Raw genomic sequence first — 1,790 nt, 5'->3', positions numbered from 1 at the left:
CGATGGCGGCCGCCGACGGCGCGGCCGCCCGGCTGCGTACGGTCACCGGGGTCGCCGAGGTCGGCCCGCCGGTCACCGCGCGGGACGGGTCCGCGCTGCTGCTGCCGATCACCATGTCCGGTGACCCGGAGACCGCGTCGGACCGGGTGCAGCCGCTGCGCGACGTCACCGCCACCGTGCAGGGCGCGCACCCGCAGCTCCGTGTCGAGCAGGTCGGCGGGCCGTCGATCGGCCAGGCGCTCGACGACACCCTGGGCAAGGACTTCGAGCGCGCCGAGCTGCTGAGTCTGCCGGTCACCCTGGCCATCCTGATCATCGCGTTCGGCGCGTTGATCGCGGCCAGCGTGCCGGTGCTGCTGGCGCTCTCCTCGGTCGCCGCCGCGATGGGCCTGTCCACCCTCGCCTCGCACCTCGTGCCGGCCACGGACACCACGTCACCGGTGATCCTGCTGATCGGCATGGCGGTGGGGGTCGACTACTCGCTGTTCTACATCCGCCGGGAGCGGGAGGAACGGGCCAAGGGCCGCTCCGGCCTGGACGCGGTGGAGATCGCCGCGGAGACCTCCGGGCACGCCGTGGTGGTCTCCGGCTTCGCCGTGATCATCGCGATGGCCGGACTGTTCCTCGCCGGCGACGTGGTCTTCTCGTCCCTGGCCGTCGGCTCGATCCTGGTGGTCGCCGTCGCGGTGACCGGCTCGCTGACCGTGCTGCCGGCCCTGCTGGCCAGGCTGGGCCGCTGGGTCGACCGGCCCCGGGTGCCGCTGCTCTGGCGGCTGACCGCGCCGCGCACCGGCCGGCACGGCGAGCCGCGTACGCCCCGGCTCTGGCCGGCGGTGCTCCGGCCCGCGCTGCGCGCCCCGGTGGCGACCCTCGTCATCTCGGTCGGCCTGCTGCTCGCGCTGGCCGCGCCGGCGCTCGGCATGAAGCTGAAGTTCCCCGGAATGGAGGACCTGCCGCGCACCACGCCCGCCATGCAGGCGTACGACCGGCTGACCGCGGCTTTCCCGAGCACCGGCACCAGCCACGTGGTGGCCGTCCGGGCGCCGGCCGAGCAGGCCGACCGGGTCAACGCGGCGCTCACCGACCTCGCCGTCCGCGCCGGCGATGACCCGTTGTTCGCCCCCACCGAGGCGGATGGCCCGAAGATCAAGGTGTCGGCCGACCGGCGGGTGTCGGTGCTGGACGTCGCCACCCCGTACGCCAGCCGGGACGACCGGTCGGTGCGGTCGCTGGAGAAGCTGCGTGCGGACCTGGTCCCGGCCGAGCTGCGCGGTATCCCCGGCATCGAGTACGCGGTCGGCGGCAGCGTGGCCGACAGCGTGGACTACGCCCAGCACGTCCGGGACAAGCTGCCGCTGGTGATGGGCTTCGTGCTGGTGCTCACCTTCCTGGTCATGGTGCTGACGTTCCGGTCGGTGGTGGTGGCGGCCAGCTCGATCGTGCTGAACCTGCTCTCCGTCGGCGCCGCGTACGGGCTGCTCGTGCTGGTCTTCCAGGGCGACTGGGCCGAGGGGCTGCTCGGCTTCACCTCGATGGGCGCGATCGTCTCCTGGCTGCCGCTGTTCCTGTTCGTGGTGCTCTTCGGGCTCTCGATGGACTACCACGTCTTCGTGGTGAGCCGGATTCGCGAGGGGGTCCGGGCCGGCATGTCCAACCGCGACGCCGTGTCATACGGCATCACGTCGTCGGCCGGGGTGGTGACCAGCGCGGCGATCGTCATGGTCGGGGTGTTCTCGATCTTCGCCACGCTGAGCACGATCGACATGAAGCAGCTCGGCATCGGCCTGGCG

At 72.8% G+C, this 1,790-nt stretch carries 1 protein-coding gene; it reads left to right on the top strand.

All coding sequences use genetic code 11. The annotated features are described in order from the left end of the window. Positions 1–1,790: MMPL family transporter (locus AB0J68_RS31870; protein WP_363942560.1), on the top strand; the 1,790-nt coding region annotated here is incomplete at both ends.

The sequence above is a fragment of the Micromonospora sp. NPDC049580 genome, assembly GCF_040675595.1.
Lineage (GTDB): Bacteria > Actinomycetota > Actinomycetes > Mycobacteriales > Micromonosporaceae > Micromonospora.
This window is presented reverse-complemented; position numbering and strand designations above follow the sequence as displayed.